Annotated in this window: 18 protein-coding genes and 1 tRNA gene; 12 read left to right on the forward strand and 7 right to left on the reverse strand. The window is 40.0% G+C overall.

Annotation, left to right across the window (positions count from 1 at the left end):
- The first annotated feature begins 295 nt into the window (after positions 1-295).
- Positions 296-1,282, forward strand: a complete 987-nt coding sequence (locus ACH784_RS07250; protein ID WP_404394650.1) for a sterol desaturase family protein — start codon at positions 296-298, stop codon at positions 1,280-1,282.
- A gap of 68 nt (positions 1,283-1,350) precedes the next feature.
- Here the strand turns inward: ACH784_RS07250 and ACH784_RS07255 are convergent, their stop codons facing one another.
- Together ACH784_RS07255 and ACH784_RS07260 are read right to left on the reverse strand one after the other, a co-directional pair.
- The gene (locus tag ACH784_RS07255; RefSeq protein WP_404394652.1) at positions 1,351-1,632 is read right to left on the reverse strand and encodes a hypothetical protein; all 282 of its coding nucleotides are present in this window, start codon (positions 1,630-1,632) and stop codon (positions 1,351-1,353) included.
- 272 nt (positions 1,633-1,904) lie between these two features.
- The gene (locus tag ACH784_RS07260) at positions 1,905-3,476 is read right to left on the reverse strand and encodes a cation:proton antiporter (RefSeq protein ID WP_404394654.1); all 1,572 of its coding nucleotides are present in this window, start codon (positions 3,474-3,476) and stop codon (positions 1,905-1,907) included.
- Between the two features lie 206 nt (positions 3,477-3,682).
- Here ACH784_RS07260 and ACH784_RS07265 point away from each other — a divergent pair, with 206 nt between their 5' ends.
- On the forward strand, positions 3,683-4,426 hold the full coding sequence (locus ACH784_RS07265; protein ID WP_404394655.1) for a sporulation protein: 744 nt from the start codon (positions 3,683-3,685) through the stop codon (positions 4,424-4,426).
- A gap of 61 nt (positions 4,427-4,487) precedes the next feature.
- The gene (locus ACH784_RS07270; RefSeq protein WP_404394657.1) at positions 4,488-4,934 is read left to right on the forward strand and encodes a GNAT family N-acetyltransferase; all 447 of its coding nucleotides are present in this window, start codon (positions 4,488-4,490) and stop codon (positions 4,932-4,934) included.
- Positions 4,935-4,980: 46 nt separating this feature from the next.
- Here ACH784_RS07270 and ACH784_RS07275 read toward each other — a convergent pair whose 3' ends face one another.
- From ACH784_RS07275 to ACH784_RS07290, 4 genes are all read right to left on the reverse strand, one after another.
- The gene (locus tag ACH784_RS07275; protein WP_404394659.1) at positions 4,981-6,327 is read right to left on the reverse strand and encodes a sodium-dependent transporter; all 1,347 of its coding nucleotides are present in this window, start codon (positions 6,325-6,327) and stop codon (positions 4,981-4,983) included.
- 101 nt (positions 6,328-6,428) lie between these two features.
- The gene (locus ACH784_RS07280) at positions 6,429-7,718 is read right to left on the reverse strand and encodes an ATP-binding protein (protein WP_404394661.1); all 1,290 of its coding nucleotides are present in this window, start codon (positions 7,716-7,718) and stop codon (positions 6,429-6,431) included.
- A gap of 65 nt (positions 7,719-7,783) precedes the next feature.
- On the reverse strand, positions 7,784-8,491 hold the full coding sequence (locus ACH784_RS07285) for a response regulator (protein ID WP_404394663.1): 708 nt from the start codon (positions 8,489-8,491) through the stop codon (positions 7,784-7,786).
- A gap of 130 nt (positions 8,492-8,621) precedes the next feature.
- Positions 8,622-9,428 carry a hypothetical protein gene (locus ACH784_RS07290; protein WP_404394665.1) on the reverse strand — a complete coding sequence of 269 codons (807 nt, stop codon included), beginning with the start codon at positions 9,426-9,428 and terminating at the stop codon, positions 8,622-8,624.
- 91 nt (positions 9,429-9,519) lie between these two features.
- Between ACH784_RS07290 and ACH784_RS07295 the strand changes: the two genes are divergently transcribed.
- On the forward strand, positions 9,520-10,683 hold the full coding sequence (locus ACH784_RS07295; RefSeq protein WP_404394667.1) for a serine hydrolase domain-containing protein: 1,164 nt from the start codon (positions 9,520-9,522) through the stop codon (positions 10,681-10,683).
- A gap of 2 nt (positions 10,684-10,685) precedes the next feature.
- On the opposite strand, the gene yhbY is transcribed toward ACH784_RS07295, so the two are convergent.
- Positions 10,686-10,979 (reverse strand): ribosome assembly RNA-binding protein YhbY, encoded by a 294-nt coding sequence (yhbY, locus tag ACH784_RS07300; RefSeq protein WP_404394669.1) that lies wholly within the window; start codon positions 10,977-10,979, stop codon positions 10,686-10,688.
- An 84-nt stretch (positions 10,980-11,063) separates the two neighbouring features.
- On the opposite strand from yhbY, the gene rlmE reads away from it, so the two are divergent.
- The 8 genes from rlmE (at position 11,064) to ACH784_RS07340 (ending at position 19,408) form a co-directional block, all read left to right on the forward strand.
- A complete protein-coding gene (gene rlmE / locus ACH784_RS07305; RefSeq protein WP_404394671.1) occupies positions 11,064-11,693 on the forward strand; it encodes a 23S rRNA (uridine(2552)-2'-O)-methyltransferase RlmE in 630 nt (209 codons plus the stop codon).
- Positions 11,694-11,762: 69 nt separating this feature from the next.
- Positions 11,763-13,700 (forward strand): ATP-dependent zinc metalloprotease FtsH, encoded by a 1,938-nt coding sequence (ftsH, locus tag ACH784_RS07310; protein WP_404394673.1) that lies wholly within the window; start codon positions 11,763-11,765, stop codon positions 13,698-13,700.
- A gap of 154 nt (positions 13,701-13,854) precedes the next feature.
- Complete coding sequence (gene folP, locus ACH784_RS07315; RefSeq protein WP_404394674.1) at positions 13,855-14,703, forward strand: dihydropteroate synthase; 849 nt, start codon at positions 13,855-13,857, stop codon at positions 14,701-14,703.
- Entirely contained in the window at positions 14,700-16,040 is a 1,341-nt protein-coding gene (gene glmM / locus ACH784_RS07320; protein WP_404394676.1) for a phosphoglucosamine mutase, read from the forward strand. Before folP ends, glmM begins: the two co-directional genes overlap by 4 nt.
- Before the next feature lie 78 nt (positions 16,041-16,118).
- Positions 16,119-16,868, forward strand: coding sequence for a triose-phosphate isomerase (tpiA, locus tag ACH784_RS07325; protein WP_404394677.1), 750 nt, complete (start codon positions 16,119-16,121; stop codon positions 16,866-16,868).
- Between the two features lies 1 nt (position 16,869).
- Complete coding sequence (gene secG, locus ACH784_RS07330; protein ID WP_404394679.1) at positions 16,870-17,214, forward strand: preprotein translocase subunit SecG; 345 nt, start codon at positions 16,870-16,872, stop codon at positions 17,212-17,214.
- Positions 17,215-17,221: 7 nt separating this feature from the next.
- Positions 17,222-17,306 (forward strand) — tRNA-Leu (locus tag ACH784_RS07335).
- A 131-nt stretch (positions 17,307-17,437) separates the two neighbouring features.
- Positions 17,438-19,408, forward strand: coding sequence for a UvrD-helicase domain-containing protein (locus ACH784_RS07340; protein ID WP_404394680.1), 1,971 nt, complete (start codon positions 17,438-17,440; stop codon positions 19,406-19,408).
- Positions 19,409-19,412: the final 4 nt, after the last annotated feature.

Genomic DNA, 19,412 nt, shown 5'->3' on the forward strand with positions numbered 1-19,412 from the left:
ATAATGAGCCATTAATAATTAGTCTTAGAGTTAAACTCTTAATTCAATCCTTTTAATAGAGAGAGTGACTTTAGGGTAAAGAAAACTCGTTGCTAGTTACGCTTACGTGTCCTGCTATCGCCGATTTACCTTCTGCATCTATGCAGTCTTAAAGAAAGAGTTTTCAACACTGGTAGCGTCAATTTTAATCTCTCAAAATGATTGAGTAGTATTAAGGGCGTTATTAATGAATAAGCTAGTCATTAAAACTGTTTTAGCAGTTGCTTGAAGTCGCAATTTATATTTAGGAGAAGGTGTGTTAGAGCAAATATGGCAAGATATATCAGCTTTGCCTTCATATTTAATCGATGCCAACAAACGAATTTATATACCGTACTTATTAAGTGCGATAGTCATGGCTTTTTTTGTCTACCTAAAAGCTTCTAAATCGAAAAGTGTGAGAGGCTTTTTTAGCTTCTTGTTTCCCAAAGATGTTTGGTTGTGTAAAAGTGCCAAACTTGATTACGCTTTACTGATCACCAATAAAATTATTAAAGCAGCGACTTTTGCACCAATTGTACTGACCATGGTGCCTGTCGCCATAGCTGTTACAGATTTTCTAGAGTGGGTGCTTGGCAAACCACTTATGTTGCAATGGCCTGAGGCAAGTGTAATCGCTTTTTTTACGCTCATACTATTTTTGCTCGATGATTTCACCCGATATTTACTGCATTTACTGCTTCATAAAGTCCCATTCTTATGGGAGTTTCATAAGGTGCATCACTCAGCGAAAGTACTAACCCCTTTTACTATTTATCGAACTCACCCTATTGAAAGCTATTTATACGCTTGCAGGATGGCCTTGACGCAAGGTATCGCAGTAGGAATAGGATATCACTTATTTGGTACAGCACTTAGTATGTTCGACATTCTAGGCGCTAATGCGTTTGTATTTTTATTTAATATCTTTGGTGCTAATTTAAGGCACTCTCATATTTGGTTTAGCTGGGGAGATAAGCTAGAGAATTGGTTTATAAGCCCAGCACAACATCAAGTTCACCATAGTGATAATCCTAAGCATTTCGATACAAATCTTGGCTCTGCACTTGCTGTTTGGGATAGGCTCGGAGGGACACTAATAAAAGCCTCAGAAGCAGGAAAGATTAATATAGGTGTAGGTAAATATGATGCAAAACATGACTCTATTTATGCTATTTATTGGTTACCTATAAAGCTAGCTGTAAAAAGCCTGCTACCAAAAAAGAAGATAGTCAAAAGGTCTACGCAAGAAAAAGAAGTGTGAGAAAAGAAGATAGGCTGGCGACGGGCATTGCCAGCCTATAAGTAGGAGAGTAGGCTCCCCAAAATAAATTAATGAATAACTTTCCTTTGTTTATAAAAGCCAAGTTCATTAAGCGTTTCAATAATTTTCGGATCGTCTAATCTAGACGGTGCAGATTCTTTTCGTAAAAAATGATCTGCAGGTACACTGTGCATATCTAACATCTTATTAAATAACACTGTACGAATTGTTAGCGCTGTCATTCCATTGTCTTGCAGCTCATCAAGGCGGTTTTGCAGATCCATAAAAGGACTTGCTTTAGCGTCATCCACCACGGCTGAAAAGTTTAATTCTGCCTTATTTTTACGCATCAATGCCTCTCGCTTGCCAAAAATTCTAAAATACATGAGCTATACATCAAACAGAGTCACACAAAAAATTGTGTTTAAAATAGAGACTTAGCTCATAAGACCGTTCCAGTTTACTCTTTTTGTGAGGGGGATTTCTACGGCGGATGTAAAGCTTTGTAAATCAGCTTGCAATATTGGGAACAGCGTGTAATAGACGTCTAGATGTAAGTTGTTGAGTGGTAAATAAAAATAGTTATCAGTACCTAAAGTGGTACTGATAACTAAAGTAAATTTTACTGGAAGATTTTCTGACTGACGTGTTCGGCGAAACCGCTACCAGCTTCTAAGTAGAAGTTATAGGTAAATTCAACGCCCATTTCTTCTAATTCACGTTGCTGATCGGGGTAATAAGCAATCGCACTAACACGGCCACTAAAGCCTGATGCACGGAGCTGTTCGAGCGCAAAAATATTTTGCATATGTTTAGGCATTGCAAGCATAACCATATCAACATCAGAGTGGTTCATGCGTTGCCAAAAGTCAGGATCGGTCGCATCTGCAAGCAGTACTCTGCGGTTACGTTTCACATGTTTGTCTACAACTTCAGGCTTGATGTCGATACCAGCGACTTTGCCAGGGTGAGATGCCTCAATTGTTTCATAAGCACCGGTACCAATCCGACCCATACCAAAAATAACGATTTTAGTATCGGTAAGGTTAACTGGCAGCTCTTCTTCTAAACGTTTATCGCTTTCAAATTTCAAAAGCCAAGGTTCTAGTTTTACATATAGCTCGTTCGCTCGCTTGTTGAGCGGCGAAGCGAGCACAAATGTGATAGACACCGCAATTGCCACCACAGCTAACCAGTCGCTTGTGATTAGTCCTGTAGTTGCTGCGACCGCACACACGATTAAGCCAAACTCACTGTAGTTTGAGAGTGTAAAGGCACTCAAAAGTGAGGTGCGAGCTCTGAGTCTAAATACATTTGTCAGTACATAGTACATTATCACTTTAATAGGCAATACCAAGATAAGCATGACAGCAACAAGTAATGCATTAGGTGTTATGTTGGCATTCAGACCAATATTTAAGAAAAAGCCGACAAGCAAAATATCTTTTAAGTTAAGTAAAGATTTAGAGAGCTCACCTGCTTTTTTGTGAGGCGCAAACATCATACCTATGATTAGTGCTCCTAGGTCTCCCTTAAGGCCTGCAAACTCGAATGCGTGGTAGCCAACTACGAGAGCAAAGAAAAATCCGAACAGCGGTAGTAGTTCGCCATGCTTTGAACGATTTAATACCCAAAACATCACAGGGCGGAAAATTGGTAAGGCGACTAATAAAGCAAGTGCCCATATGTTCGGGACTTTTCCGGTGCTTACTGCTAAGAATATAACTGCGAAGATATCTTGCATGACTAAGATACCAATCGCAATTTTGCCATGTAAGGCAGACATTTCACCACGCTCTTCTAATACTTTGACCGCGAAAACAGTACTTGAGAAGCTAAACGCAAAACCTACCAGCAGTGCACTTGACGTATCAAGTTCACTAAACAGAGGAAGAGAAGCTGCACCCAAAAGTAGCAAGAGGCTAGCAAAAAATGCAGTACTTAAAACGATATGAAGCGTTGCAGGCGCCCAAACTTGAGGTTTGACTAAATTTCCAACTTTTAACTTTAGGCCAATACTGAACAGTAATATAGTGACACCAAGATCTGCTAACTGAGTCAGTAAGTCTGTGGTTTGGTGGCCCATTAAGTTGAGAATAAACCCAGCCATTAAGAAACCAATAAGTGGTGGTAGCTTTAGTTGGTAAATAGAAAAGCCGCATGCAAATGCGACAGCAAAAAACAACAGTTCCATAATCATTGATAAAAAGCGAAATTATTAAATCATCTTATCAAAACTCACTGATTTATAAATCAAAACTTTAGGCTAATGCTCGATGAAATAAGACTAACTCACTGCTGGGGATAGATATTTGTCATAAAATCATAAATTTTCGCTGACAAGCTTAAATAAATGTGGTTAAGATGCAGCTAGAAGGAATAATCTCTACAGGAGAGGCGATGTTTAAAAAAATCCTTGCATCTGTGGGTATTGGCGCAGCAAAAGTCGATACTATTTTAGAAACTGAACATTTATATCCAGGGCAAAAATTTCAAGCGCAAATTATAATTGAAGGCGGTGATGTCGAACAGCAGGTATCAGGCTTAGAGTTAGCGTTAATGACGCGCGTAAAAGTTGAGTCTGATGACGGTGAGTATTTTACAAATCATGTTTTAGATAAGTGGCGGATCTCTGAGCAATTTATTATTGCTCCAGGTGAAAAGAAAGTTATCCCTTTTGAAGCTAGACTGCATTCAGAAACACCTATCACAGAATTAAACGCAGGTTATAACCACTCATTCGTTTGGATTGAGACTGGTCTTGATATTGACTTAGCGATTGATCCAAATGATAAAGATACCTTACATATCTATCCTAACGAAGCTGTGAAAGCCTGTATGCAGGCAATGGACAAGCTTGGTTTTAGTCTAGTTAAAGCTGATGTAGAAAAAGGTTATTTGAGAGCCTCTAGCTTTCAATCAACATCAGGTTGCTATCAAGAGTTAGAATATAGACCAAACACGCGTTCGTTATTTGGCATTCAAGAAATAGAGTTATCATTCGTGCCTGAAGCACACAAAACTCACGTGTTAATAGAACTTGACCGCGCATTTAGAGGTGATGGTTACGTAGATTTAACGATTGAGCATGATCATGTGAATGTATCTCAATTATGCGACCAGTTAGAAAGATTATTTAACTAAATTAGTTCGTCTTAATTTATTAAAAGCCTAGCTTAGCTAGGCTTTTTTATCGGTGAAAAACATGAAATGGTATGTAAAAAAATTCTCTGAGGTAGATACTTTAACATTCTTCAAATTGGCTAAAGCAAGAATTGATATTTTTGTTGTTGAACAAGAGTGTGCTTACCCTGAATTAGATGATGTTGATATTCAGGAAGAGACTCGACATATTTACTGTTTAGATAATGAAGGTGAGGTCGTTGCATACTCACGTTGTTATCAAAAAGCTTTACAGGTTACAGCGATTGGTAGAGTGATTATTACTGAGCCGAATAGAGGGAAGGGGCTTGCTACAGCATTGATGAAAGAATCATTGCATGTATGTGCGAACCTATGGCCTGATTGTAAAGTGCAATTGAGTGCGCAGACACATCTCACCCCATTCTATACAAGGTTAGGATTTAAAGTGATATCTGACAGTTACCTCGAAGATGGTATTCCCCATACAGATATGGAGTTAGCACAATAAAAAAGCGAGTTTGTCACTCGCTTTTTTATTAGATTTCTAGTTCTGTTTACAACGAGTGTATAAATACCATTGCAATTGCCAATGGACAAACAAACTTGATGTACCAAGGCCACACTTTCCAAAACAGAGTACTTTCAGCTTCATCATGACCATTTTTAATTTCGGCTAGTAATTTATTTCTGTGCCAGATCCAGCCAACAAATATACAGCACAACATGCCAATCAAAGGCTGTGAGAACTGGGTTGTTAAGCTCACTACAAAGCCAAATAGTGCAGAGAAGTTAAAAATAATGGTAAAGCTTACCAGTGAAATGATCCCGCCGATAATCCAGGTAGCTTGAACACGGCCAAGGGCAAACTTTTCAACCGCATAAGAAACTGGCGCTTCAAGCATTGAGATTGAGGACGTTAACGCGGCAATACTCATTAGAGCAAAGAAAGCAAAGCCAACAAAGTAACCAATGTCACCCATGCTAGAAAATAGTGCAGGTAGAACCTGGAAAACCAGTGTATCTTCAGATAAAAGGGTGCCAGATTCAGAGAAAATTGCAACGCCTTGGGCTTGAGCGACGTACATTGCAGGAATAATTAATAACCCAGCAACGAATGCAATTAATACGTCAATTAAAGTGACATAGGCACCCAGAGATACTAGATTCTCTTTTTTGCTGATGTACGAGCCGTAAATTATCATCACGCTTGTACCTAGAGATAATGAGAAGAAGGCTTGGCCTAACGCGCTTACTAATAATTGTGGATCTAAAATAGAACTAAAATCAGGCACTAAATAAGCTTTTAAACCTTCGGTCGCACCTTCTTGAGTCATTACATAGATAATAAGTAGAGCGAGAATGCCAAGCAGAGCAGGCATTAGGCGTTTTGACCATTTCTCAATACCATTTTCGACACCTTTACTGATAATCGCGATGGTAAGAACAATGAATAAACTAGTAAATATGAGATCTCTTGGGAAGGACTGATTGTTTAACCAAGCTGATGTGCTCTCAAGTCCTGATAACGCAGCGATTGGCTCAATAGTTGCGCTGAACATCCAGCCTGCAACAATGGCGTAAAAGCTAAGGATCAAGCCTGCACAAATAATACCGCCAAAACCTACCAAAAACGCAAACTTTTTCTGTGTAGGAGAGTTAGCCAGCTTTTGTAACGATGAAACAGCGTTTGCTTGACCATGTCGGCCTATAACAAGCTCGGCCATTAAAGCAGGATAAGCTAAACAAAAGGCTAAAATTAAATACACTAAAACAAATGCAGCACCACCATTTGATGCTGTTTGAGTTGGAAAACCCCAAATGTTTCCAAGGCCAACAGCCGAACCAGCGGCCGCCATAATAAAACCAAAGCGAGAACTGAATTCGCCTCTAACACTACTCATATGTTGTTATTCTTTTATCTTCTAAGGGATGGCAGACAATCTACTGCAAATGGTGAAAAATAAAAAGTCTTTGTCGGAAATCAATACATCTTAAATGCCGATCAGGTATGCCTTTTAGGTATTTGCATCGTGAATTTTGCACCGCCCAAACTTTCAGACTGAGAGACTGATACTTTACCATGGTGCCAATCTACCACTTTGGCGACAATAGCTAAGCCCAAACCATAGCTTTTACCGGCTCGGTTTCTGTGGTTTTCTTCTTGAAAGAAAGGGCTAAACACTTTGTGCCAGTTTTCAGGTGCAATACCAGGTCCGTCGTCAGAAATTTCGATATAGATAAACTGAGCATCATCATAACTTGAGATTTGAATATGTTTGTTTGCAAAATCACATGCATTACTCAGCAAGTTTGTGATTGCGCGGGCTAGCCAATGTAGATCGCCAGTAATATTGTAGGAGATATTTAAATCAGTCAATAAGGTCAAATCGGCTTTTGATAACTTTGGCATGATTTGGCTACTGACCTCTGTTAAGTAGCTCGCTGCTTGTGTTGTTTCAAAATTGAGTAAATGAGATTTTTGTTCAAGCGTTGCAAAAGACAGATATGATTTAAGCATATCTTCCATTTGATCTAGATCTTTCTCCATTCTGAGTAAAATTTCATGGACTTTTTGATTGTCTGGTTCGTCTATCGCGGCATCTAACGCAAAACGCATACATGCTACTGGTGTTCTAATATCATGAGAAAGACTTGAAGCCATCAGTTTATTCTCAGCCATCAGCTTCTCGATTTTACTGGCCATACCGTTGAATGTTAACTCTACATCTTTAATGTACGTGAATTGGTTTGACTCGATACGCGCTGAAAAATCGCCGGCAGCAAATTGTTTGGCTTTGTTGGTAAGAACATTAAGTCTTCTCGCTAAAGGAGACAAAATAAACCACATAAAAGTACACACGCCAGAATAAAAAAGCAGAGTTAAAAAAGCATCGCTGTCTTGTTGCTGATCAGGCTTGCTTAAACGCAGCTCAACGTAATCGGGCATAAGATTGTGTGAAGATTTTAACAGATAAAAGCCTATCTCATCTTCAAGTAATAAGCCTTGAGGCGTAAACATTTCATTTTTTAATTCTGAAGGAAGAGCAAGGCTTTCTCCATCTCTGTAGCTTACATTTAAGGAGAACTCTTTACTGACCGTTTTAGCAAACTCATCGCGTTCGGCTTTTGGCTGCCTTTCTAATTGTTTTATGAAACCACCAGTGATATTTCTTTGCCAAACAAAGTTGTCTTCTGGCGAAAAGGCTTGCTGATTGAATGTATCAATAAGCCAACCTAAAACCACAATTGAAAGTAATGCACTGGCAAGTAAGTAAAGGTAGAGTTTTTTCAATGGAAGCACCAAGTCAGTGGGGAAGTGCCAACAAAAGCATGTTGGCGCTAAATCAACCGGTTATATTACCAAGCAGTAGGAACCATTAAATAGCCTTTACCCCAGACAGTTTTAAATTTTTCAGGATGCTGAGGATCATCATTAAATTTCTTTCTGAGGGCTGAAATCAGGACATCAACGCTTCGGTCTAAGCCATCATATTCACGACCTTTCGTAGCTTTAAATACGGCGTCACGAGATACCACTTCCCCAGCATTGCTGGCCAAAAAGTGTAATAACAAATACTCAGCACTAGATATGGCAATTTCGGTTCCATCAACGGTGACTTTTCTTGCTAAGGTATCAATGTGTAAAGTGCCAACCTGAATATTGTCGTTGTCTGCTTCTGAAGTACTGCTGTTTTGTTCTGATGCTCTTAATAGAGACTTAATTCTGGCAAGTAATGCTCTAGGTCTAACTGGCTTGATAACGTAATCGCTGGCGCCAACTTCTAGACCTATGACCTCATCCATTTCTTCATCTTTGGCTGTCATCATCACAATTGGTTTGTTGTAAAACTGTCTTAAATCACGACAAACACTGATGCCATCTTGACCTGGTAACATGATATCAAGTAGCACTATGTCAGGGGAAACGTCTTTAACCATTGCCACAGCTTGATCGCCTCTGTGGCAAATGTGGGTGGTGTAACCTTGGTTATCCAAGTATTCTGCAACCCATTGTGCTAACGATTCATCGTCTTCGACAAGTAAAATTGTGGCGTAGTTTTCCATGTTTCCCTCACTTAAAACCAATCATATATAGTGCAACGTACACTTAGATTGATGGTATTCAGGCTAGTAATTTTAATTTCTAATTCAGAATTATAATCAACAATATCGCATGAATACTGTAAAAAATTGTTTATCTTACTTTTAATTTAGCCATTAACTCAGCGATTAGATGTGTTTCGATATCGGTCGTCACTGCTGAGACTTCATCATTTGTACATAGACCAGATACTTTCGTTAAAGGCGACGTTTGCACTGTAACTTGATATTCAGGTATGGAAACTGCCTGTTCAAATCGTTGCTTTCTGGCAGCTTCAGTGTTGTGCAAATTGACAAAATCGACAACGACTTGCTCATTTGAAATGACTTGCTGCTGAGTAAATTTGTAAACAACGGGCTTATTAATAAAAGTATGGCTGTTTAAACTCGCTTGAGCTATCCATACAACATCAGCGCTCTTTTTGTGGTTTAAACGAAAACTCACTTTTACTTCATAGTTACTACATTGCTTTGATTGGTTATTTTTAACCACTTCAACACTTTGTTTGCTGGTGTTTTTGTTTTGCTGCACTTGCAAATCGATATCAGGGGTTCTTTCTACAGACAGTTGTTGTACGTTTAAAATATAGTCAGCGTCATTACTATCTGCAACTATTAGTCCAAGCTCAGCAAGTTGATTAACAACCACTTTATATTGTGACTCTGTTAATTGTTGCGATTTAGGATCAACCCAAACTCGATTACTTTTGTAAATTGGGTGAGCAGGGAGCTGTACAGATTTAATTCTCACTGGGTTTTGTTTGGCACTGTAAGTTAAAAACATCACCTCTTTTTTGAGCAGAGGTTTTTTAGGCAAAGTTAGTTCGGGTGCCAACTGAGGGGTAAAACTACATGCAGAACTAAGTAATAAACCAATTCCAAGTATCGACAACTTACGCATTAAAATTCCTCAGATTAATAATTTATGCCCAAACACAAGACAACAAACGACAAAATGTTAGAATGCCGTTATGAAAACAGGAGCAATTTTTATGAAGACCCTGATTTACGCAGTTATGGGGCTCTTCACCGTTGAATGTTTGGCATCTAATAATAATGAAAACACCGAACAGCAACAGTGGCAGCAATTTGTAAATCGCTATTCTAAGCAAGTCGAAAGAAAACTAAAAGAAAAATCCATACCCGGTGCGGCATTAAGTATTGTTCAAGGTGAGCGAGTTTATTTTCAAAAAGGCTATGGTCGTACAAAAGTTAAACAAGGCAGGAGAGTTGACGAGCACACCCGATTTCGATTGGCGTCGGTTTCGAAAACTTTTGCCGGCTCACTTACAGCTAAGTTGGCTGCCGAAGGAAAAATTGATTTAGATAGAGAAATTAGTCATTACCTACCTCAAGCCCGTGAATCTAGGTTTGAAAGCTTGAAAGTCTACAATCTACTCAGTCATTCAAGTGGCATAGTACCAAATGCCTATGACAACTTGGTTGAATCACGTATGAGTTATATCGATATAACTGATAGGTTATTTGATATTTCGCCAATCTGTAAACCAAGTCGATGTTATGGCTATCAAAATGTGATGTTTAGCTTAATCGATAGAGTGATTAAGGCGAAAACAGGGCTAGATTATAAAACTTGGGTTGAAGAGTTTTTGTTTGCACCATTGGGTATGCGAGATGGTGGGGTAGGAATAACCAATTTGACGAAGGATAATAATTTTGCAGCTCCACACGTTTTGGGCAGAAAGCGCTGGCATACGGCACGGTTAAAAAGTAACTATTACAAAGTACTCCCTGCTGCTGGAGTTAACGCCAGTGCGGCTGATATGGTCAAGTGGTTAAAAGCCCAATTAGGATATTTTCCAAGTGTACTTTCATTGGATGCTTTGACGATTCAATCAAGGCCTTACATCCAAACAAAGCGAGAGCTAAAAAGGCGTATTTGGCGTAAATATGTCAATGAAGCGCATTATGGCTTAGGTTGGCGTATTTATGATTTTGACGGCACTGTTTTGCTTTACCACAGTGGTTGGGTGCAAGGTTACCGCACTGATATTGTGGTTATCCCGTCTATGGAAATTGGTTTTAGCTTATTATTGAATGCAGAAAGCGGTTTAATTAATGAATTAACAGTCGATTTTATTAAGCAGGCAATTGAGTTGAAAGAGTCGTCAACAGCGAGTGCTGTTGACGTCTAAATTTAGCGAGGAAGCTGAATCTTTTTATCTTCGCTTTGGCGATAAAGTACGATGATATGACCAATCACTTGTACTTTATGTGCTTTTGTTTCTCTAACAATCGCATCAAAAATCAGCTGTTTCGTTTCTCTGTCATTAGTTGGTACTTTCACTTTAATAAGTTCGTGAATGTCTAAAGAATGATCGATTTCTAACATTACGCCTTCAGTTAGCCCATTTGCTCCGAGTAAAACGACTGGTTTTAGTGGGTGAGCTAGACCTTTTAGGTACTGTTTCTGTTTATTTGATAATGTCATATTGGTAATATTTACTAATCTTAGGCTTGAATTATCGCTATTCTACCGCCATCTAAAGAATATTACTAATGAGTTGCAGTTAATATGGCAAATAAAAAGCACTCAGCGAGCTCAAAACGCTGGTTAAAAGAACATGTAGATGATCCTTATGTTCATGAAGCACAAAAACGCGGTTTTCGCTCACGTGCAGTTTTTAAATTAGAAGAAATCCAACAGAAAGATAAGCTCTTAAAACCGGGCATGACGGTCGTTGACCTAGGTGCTGCTCCGGGTAGTTGGTCTCAATATCTGGCTGAAGAAGTTGGGGATAATGGTCAGGTAATTGCCTGTGATATTTTACCAATGGACTCACTAGCTGGTGTGGACTTTTTGCAAGGTGACTTTAGAGAAGAAGCAGTCTTGAATGCTTTATTAGACCGCATCGATGGCAAAAACGTTGATGTGGTTTTTTCTGACATGGCGCCAAATATGAGTGGCAACATGAGTACAGACCAAGCTGGTAGTATGTACTTAGTAGAACTGGCATTAGATATGTGTCACCAAGTATTAAAAGCAAATGGCGCATTTGCAGTAAAAGTTTTCCAAGGTGAAGGATTTGATCAATTTGTACAAGAAGTACGTAATTGTTTTAAAGTAGTCAAAATTCGTAAGCCTAAAGCGTCTCGTCCAAGATCAAGAGAAGTATATATAGTGGCGACGGGCTACAAACTGTAGTACAGTTGAAGAGCATTATAGTTGAATTTAAATAATTTTTAGATACAAGAGGTTAACTCCTTGAGCGACATGGCAAAGAACTTAATACTCTGGTTGGTTATCGCAGTAGTGCTGATGACCGTGTTCCAGAGCTTCAATGGAAACGATCAAATAGATCGTCAAACGAGTTACACGCAATTTGTAAAAGAAGTGCGTAGTGGTGCGGTACGAGATGTCAATATCGACAGAAGTACAGGCACTATCTCAGGTGTTAAAGGAAACGGTGAACGCTTCCAGACGATCATGCCTATGTATGATGAGGATTTAATTAACGATTTGCTTAAAAATGACGTAAACGTGAAAGGGGTAGCACCTGAAGAGCAGTCATTCCTAGCAAATATCTTTATCTCATGGTTCCCAATGTTATTGCTTATCGGTGTATGGATATTCTTCATGCGTCAGATGCAAGGCGGTGGCGGCAAAGGCGCTATGTCATTTGGTAAGAGTAAAGCTCGCTTAATGGGCGAAGATCAAGTCAAAACGACATTTGCTGATGTTGCTGGTTGTGATGAAGCAAAAGAAGATGTAACTGAACTTGTAGATTTCTTACGCGACCCATCTAAATTCCAAAAATTAGGCGGCAGCATTCCTAAGGGCGTACTTATGGTAGGTCCTCCAGGTACTGGTAAAACGCTACTTGCAAAAGCCGTTGCTGGTGAAGCCAAAGTACCTTTCTTTACAATTTCAGGTTCTGACTTCGTAGAAATGTTCGTAGGTGTAGGTGCATCGCGTGTACGTGATATGTTCGAACAGGCTAAAAAAGCTGCACCTTGTATCATCTTCATCGATGAGATCGATGCAGTTGGTCGTAAGCGTGGTGCTGGCATGGGTGGTGGTCACGATGAGCGTGAGCAAACACTTAACCAAATGCTGGTAGAGATGGATGGCTTTGAAGGCAATGAAGGTATTATCGTTATTGCTGCGACTAACCGCCCAGACGTACTTGACCCTGCATTACTTCGTCCAGGTCGTTTCGACCGCCAAGTTGTAGTTGGTTTACCTGACATTCGTGGTCGTGAGCAAATTCTTAATGTTCACATGCGCAAAGTGCCTCTTGATGAAAACGTACAAGCATCAGTGATTGCACGTGGTACACCTGGTTTCTCTGGTGCTGACCTTGCAAACTTAGTTAATGAAGCCGCTCTATTCGCTGCACGTGGTAACAAGCGTAAAGTAAGCATGGCTGAGTTTGATGCTGCTAAAGATAAGATCATGATGGGTGCTGAGCGCAAGTCTATGGTGATGAGTGAGCACGAGAAAGAAATGACCGCTTACCATGAAGCTGGTCACGCCATTGTGGGCCGTTTAGTACCAGAGCATGACCCAGTTTATAAGGTATCAATTATTCCTCGTGGCCGTGCACTAGGTGTAACAATGTACTTACCTGAGCAAGATCGCGTAAGTCATTCTAAAGAACATTTAGAATCTATGCTTTCAAGCCTATATGGCGGTCGAATTGCTGAAGCGCTTATCTATGGTGATGACAAAGTAACGACGGGTGCGAGTAACGATATCGAGCGTGCAACTGATATAGCTAAGAAAATGGTTACTCAATGGGGCTTGAGCTCTAAGCTTGGTCCGCAAATGTACATGGAAGAACAAGGCGAAATGTACATGGGCGGCGGTTCGCATCGTATGTCAGGTATGTCAGATGAAACAGCTAAGCTGATTGATGCTGAAATCAAAGACTTTGTAACGCGTAATTATCAACGTGCAGAACAAATCCTAAAAGATAATATGGATATTCTTCACAGCATGAAAGATGCACTAATGAAATACGAAACCATCGATGCGGGTCAGATTGATGACCTGATGGAACGTAAAGAAGTTCGTCCACCTCGTGATGCACATGATCAGAAGCCAGAGCCGAAAGCGAAGGTTGAAGCTAAGCAAGAAGCAAAGCCTGAATCAAATGACTCAGAATCATCAACAAGCTCAACAAATGAGCTTGACGATAGCAAAGAGTAATTAATCTCTCTAAGAGCCCCGATTTATCGGGGCTTTTTATTTTAATTTCATTTCATAGCATATAGAATTGCGTTTAGAGATTTTGCATGTCGAGTTTGAACACGAAAGGTTTGAACGAGCAAAATATAATGTTTAAAGGACGCTTCTTCATCGTATGACTCAACTTTCACTTCCAAGAAACAGAACGCTCAATCTAGATAAACCAGTGATTATGGGGATAGTCAATGTTACACCTGACTCATTTTCAGATGGTGGTCATTACAACTCTGTAGAAGCTGCATTCGAGCAGGGTATGCGTTTAATCGAAGATGGTGCTGAAATTTTGGATATTGGTGGTGAGTCTACTCGACCTGGTGCGCCTGATGTTGCGCTTGAAGAAGAATTACAGCGTGTAATACCGGTGATTAAGCGTATTCGTGAATCTTCGGATTGCGTGATTTCAATTGACACCAGCAAAGCTGAAGTGATGGAAGCGGCCATAGAAGCTGGCGCAGACATCATTAATGATGTCAGAGCATTACAAGAAGCTGGGGCTCTAGAAGTCGCCGCGAAATATCCAGATGTGCCTGTATGTCTGATGCATATGCAAGGGCAACCAAGAACAATGCAGGCCAATCCTACCTACCAAAATCTTATTTCAGAGATAAATCAGTTTTTTGAAGAGCGAGTTTTAGCGTGCAATAAAGCTGGCATTAATCAAAACCGGATCATACTTGACCCTGGTTTTGGTTTTGGTAAAACACTGAGCCATAACTTTGAAATTTTAGAAAAATTCAATGAATTTTCGACATCAGGCTTTGCGCTTTTAGCTGGGCTCTCTCGAAAATCAATGTTTGGACAACTTTTGAATAGAGAAACAAGTGAACGTGTAGCTGCAAGCTTAGCGGGTGCGCTTTTATGTGCTCAAAAAGGTGCGCACATTATTCGCGTTCATGATGTGAAAGAAACGGCTGATGTCATTGGTGTATGGCAGGCAGCAAAAAATGGAGTAACACCCTTATGACAACAAGAAAGTACTTCGGCACAGATGGTGTTCGAGGACTAGTCGGCGAGTTCCCAATTACGCCCGAGTTCGCACTGAAATTAGGCTGGGCTGCTGGTAAAGTTTTATCTAAGTCTGGTACAAAAAAAGTAATTATCGGTAAAGATACCCGTATTTCTGGTTATTTACTTGAAACATCTTTAGAAGCAGGCTTAATTGCCGCGGGTATTGATGTTGTTCTGCTAGGTCCTATGCCAACGCCAGCAGTTGCATATCTGACACAAACATTCCGTGCTGAAGCCGGTATTGTGATCAGTGCTTCTCACAACCCATATCACGATAATGGTATTAAGTTTTTCAATGGTAAAGGCTTAAAACTAGGTGATGAAGTTGAGCTTGAAATCGAGGCTATGCTTGATGAAGAAATGACGTGTGTTCCTTCTGAAAAGCTAGGTAAAGCACGTCGTTTAGATAATGCAGATGGTCGTTATATCGAATTCTGTAAGGGCTTATTCCCTAATGAATTGTCTTTAGAAGGCTTAAAAATCGTTTTAGATTGCGCGAACGGTGCAACCTATCACATTGCGCCAGACGTAATGCGTGAATTAGGTGCAGAAGTAATTTGTCACGCCTGTACACCTAACGGTACCAACATCAACTTAGAGTGCGGTGCAACGCATGTTGATAGCTTAAAGCAAAAAGTATTAGAGCATAAAGCTGATGTAGGTATTGCTTATGACGGTGATGGCGACCGCGTTATGATGGTTGATCACAATGGCCGCGTATTTGATGGCGACGACATCGTGTATATCATTGCGTGTCAGGCACACCAAGAAAATAACTTAGGCGGTGGCGTCGTTGGTACTGTGATGTCAAACATGGGCCTTGAAAACGCGTTAAAAGCCAAAGGTATCGATTTTGCCCGTAGTAAAGTAGGTGATCGCTATGTTATCGAACTACTTAAAGAAAAAGGCTGGAAAATCGGTGGTGAGAGCTCAGGTCACGTGTTGAACCTTGACCTTATTTCAACGGGTGACGGTATCGTTTCAAGTTTACAAGTGCTGACAGCGATGGTCGCACAAAATAAGACGTTGAAAGACTTAGGTGCTGGGTTTCAAAAATACCCGATGAAAATGATCAACGTGAAATATCAAGCAGGTACTGATCCGACACAAGCCGAAGAAGTTAAAGCGGCAGTTAAAGAAGTAGAAGCTGATCTTGGAGACAAAGGTCGAGTGCTTCTACGTAAATCTGGTACAGAGCCTGTGGTTCGCGTTATGGTTGAAGCAGAGCAAGAGAAACAAGTACTAGACTTTGCGCAAAAAATTGCTGAAGTTGTTGAATCTGTGAGCAATTAAACAAAATTTCAATTTTATTTCTTGTAACTTCGGGTGAGGCGAGTTAGTATCTCACCCGCTTTTGATGCGGAGTATCGTATGTCGCAACGTAAGCCAATTGTCGCTGGTAATTGGAAAATGAACGGTTCAGTTCAGCTGGTTGAAGAATTAGCCTCAAGCGTTCTTAATCAAGTAGAAGATAAAGCTTCTCTAATCGTATTTCCTCCTGCAATGCTATTAAGCTCGGCAATTGACAAAGGTTTTGTAACTGGCACACAAACAGTATCTGAGAATAATTCAGGTGCATTTACAGGTGAAACCAGTGCAGAACTCGCAAAACAACTTGGTGCAGAGTATACCTTAGTGGGTCACTCTGAAAGACGTAGCCTTTATGGTGAATCTAACGAAGATGTAGCGAAAAAATTTAGCAAAGCACAAGAAAACGGCCTAACACCTATTTTGTGTGTAGGCGAAACAGAATCTCAACGAGAATCTGGCGAAACAGAACAAGTAGTTGCTGAGCAAATTAAAGCGGTAATTGAGCATTCAGGTATAGCATCACTGACAAACTCTGTGATAGCATACGAGCCCGTTTGGGCAATTGGTACTGGTAAAACAGCATCACCTGAACAAGCACAAGCAGTGCACAAATTTATTCGAGATATGATTGCCGAACACGATGGTCATATCGCAAACGCACTTCGTATCCTTTATGGTGGAAGTGTTAATGATTCTAACAGTGATTTGTTATTTGCACAGCCAGATATAGACGGTGGCCTTATTGGTGGCGCAAGTCTAAAGGCAGATGCTTTTTTAAGTATTTATAAAAGTGCATTAGGGAACGTATAAAATGTACGAGATATTATTGGTAATTTACCTAATTATTTCTTTGGCTCTAGTTGGTATGATTTTAATCCAACAAGGCAAAGGTGCTGACATGGGGTCATCATTCGGTGCAGGCGCTTCTGCAACGGTATTTGGCTCATCAGGCGCAGGAAACTTCATGACTAAGACAACGACAATCTTAGCAACTGTTTTCTTCGTATTGAGCATTATTTTAGGTAACTTAACTGCTGGTCAAATCAAAAAGACTGATGAGTGGGAAAACCTTTCAGCACCTGTAGCTACTGAAGCTGCTCCTGCTGAGTCTGATGTACCAGTATCTAAAGATAATAACTCAGACGTACCTAACTAAAGAATTTGCGGATGTGGTGGAATTGGTAGACACGCCATCTTGAGGGGGTGGTGGCTTCGGCCGTGGGGGTTCAAGTCCCCCCATCCGCACCAAATTATAAAAAGCCAGCTTAATGCTGGCTTTTTTGTGTCTAAAATCTGACACGATAATTTTCTTAAAAAGCTTTTATTAATCAAGATGCTTGATTAACATAAGCTATCTTTAAGCTCATCGAAGCAACACCTTGATCTACTCAAACACAGCAGTATCACTTAGAAATAAGCTCAAGGCGATTGAGTTAACTGAGTCACAACTCATCTTACAGCTACATAACGATATGTTAGTATATTCATGGCAAGATTTGATGTGCCCTCCAAGGCTAGACAAAACCCCATTTAGCCATTCTTTACAGATAGTGCTAGAGGCAAGTGACGAGGTTTATACGTATCGTTTTGCTACAACTTCTGACTGTCAGAGTAATTTAGATAAATTCTGGTGTAACGTTCATAAAAGCTATTTACTTCAAACCACTGACAAGATTGAAAAATTACTTAAAAATAGTTTCTTATCAGTTCGTAAATGGTTTGCTATTCAAGAGAAAGTCGCTGAGTTAGCCACTGGCTGGTTAACTCGAAGCTTAGTATGTAAATTAACACCTGATGTGAGTATGGCACTAGCGACACTTAGTGAGTTGAAAAGCTGGACAAGCAAAGATCTCGAAGAATTCAAAAATAGCTTTATTGAGTTTCAGATGGCAGAGCACAAAGAATTTTTTGATGCTCTAGAACAACACCCGCTCACCTTTGCGCAGCAAAAAGCCTGCATTATTCAAGATGATCGACAGCTTCTACTGGCAGGTGCCGGTACAGGCAAAACCAGTGTGATCACTGCAAAATTTAAGTACTTACTGCACACTAATCAAGCAAAAGCTCAGAATGTATTAATACTTGCCTACGGCAGTGATGCTTGTGACGAATTGCAAGCACGGTTAAATACCAAAGAACAAGTCATGACATTTCATGGTTTAGGCAAACATATAATCTCTGAAGTAGAAGGCACTCACCCAAAAATATCTGAACTCGCCACCAACACACAAATGAAAACTGCTTTTATACTCGACACCTTACAAGCGTTGTACAGTGAACCAGCATTTCAGCAGCTGTTTAATGGCTTCATAAATCGAAATTTAGCGTTTAAGTTTAATGGTGAGTTACAGGCATTTTTGGGTTCATCACACAGGCATAAATTTGTGCAGCTTATTATTAGCCTTGTGAGTTTATACAAACAAGCACATGCGCTTGATAAGTTGAAAACAATAGAATCACAGTTTGCGGATGACTTGATTATAATTCGCTACTTTTTAACTGAGTATCACCTCTATCTAGAAAATGAAAATAGTATTGATTTTGATGACATGATCATCCGAGCGATGCAATATGTCGTCAATGGGCAATTCAAGCCTAGTTGGAAATACATTTTGGTGGATGAATTTCAGGACATCTCTCCTATCCGTGCCGAGTTAGTGAAATCTTTACTGGCCCGCTTTACAGGTAGTCAACTGTTCGCCGTAGGGGACGATTGGCAATCTATCTATCGTTTTAATGGTGGTGATATTCGTTATACCACCGAGTTTGCAAAGCACTTTGGGCATGCCACTACGACGCAGTTAGATAAGACATTTCGCTATTCACAGTCATTATTAGATTTATCTGCAGAGTTTATTTGTGCTAACCCGCAGCAACTGACTAAATCTATTCAAGCATTTTCTTCATGCTCTCTTCCAGCTGTCAAAGAAGTTAAGTACAGTGAAATAATGCAAGGAATATCTGAAGCGCTCGGTTACATTGCCAATCAAGCGCCAGTTAACGCGAGTGTCCTTATTTTGGCAAGGAATCATGCCTCATTACTTGATAAACAAACACTACAAGCAATTCAAAGCCATTATCAGCAACTTTCTATTACTCAGATGACATTCCACGCAGCAAAAGGTAAAGAAGCCGACTACGCGTTGTTAGTTGGCTTAGAGAATAAATCGTTACCATCTAGAGTGAAAACAGCGCCGATTTTAGAAGCTCTTCTTCCTGAGGCTGAGCGATTTAAATATGCTGAAGAGAGAAGACTGTTCTATGTGGCATTAACACGTGCCAAAAAGCAACTGGTTTTAGTTGTGCCAGAGCAGTCTCCAAGTGAGTTTGTAGCTGAACTAAACTACTAACTAA

This window comes from Pseudoalteromonas phenolica, assembly GCF_044788725.1.
Classification (GTDB): Bacteria; Pseudomonadota; Gammaproteobacteria; order Enterobacterales; family Alteromonadaceae; genus Pseudoalteromonas; species Pseudoalteromonas phenolica_C.